The organism is Shewanella sp. 125m-1 (assembly GCF_052977065.1).
The window spans coordinates 1-543 of record NZ_JBRILT010000101.1; the positions used below are offsets into that span (position 1 = coordinate 1).

The following is a 543-nucleotide window of genomic DNA, read 5'->3' on the forward strand; positions in this document are numbered from 1 at the left end:
TCTAGAGGACGGCTTTGCCATTCAACCACCTGCTCGATAACTGCATTGGTAACGCGTGAAACTAATGTTGGTGAAATCTCTGCACCGTACCATTCATCAAAAGCTTGGACGATATCTCGAGTGCTCATTCCTTGAGAGTAGAGCCACAGGATTTTGTCATCCATAGAGGTAAATCTAGATTGGTGTTTTTTGACTAATTGTGGCTCAAAGCTACCTTCACGGTCACGTGGGGTATTAAGCTCGAACTGACCGTCTTCGGTCTGGATCCGTTTGCTCGTTTTACCGTTACGGCTATTAGATGAGGTTGATGGGTGGTGTTTCTCATAACCAAGATGCTCATCCATCTCAGCATTAAGGGCAGCCTCAACAGTGATCTTTTTGAGCATCTGACTAAATTGATTTAAGTCTTCAGGTGTTTTAATACTTTTAGCTGCTTCTTTAGCAAAAGCTTCAATATCTTTTATGTTCATGAGTATATGCCTATCCTTGACTCTTTTTAGAGTACAGTTTGATAAGCAGTTACACAAAGTTAGTTACAGTCTC

General features: G+C 41.4%; 1 protein-coding gene. It reads right to left on the reverse strand.

The window, feature by feature from the left end:
* Nucleotides 1–470 (reverse strand): transposase (locus ACVBIK_RS20685; RefSeq protein ID WP_447170430.1); only part of this gene is annotated, 470 nt, incomplete at its 3' end.
* Between the last annotated feature and the right edge of the window lie 73 nt (nt 471–543).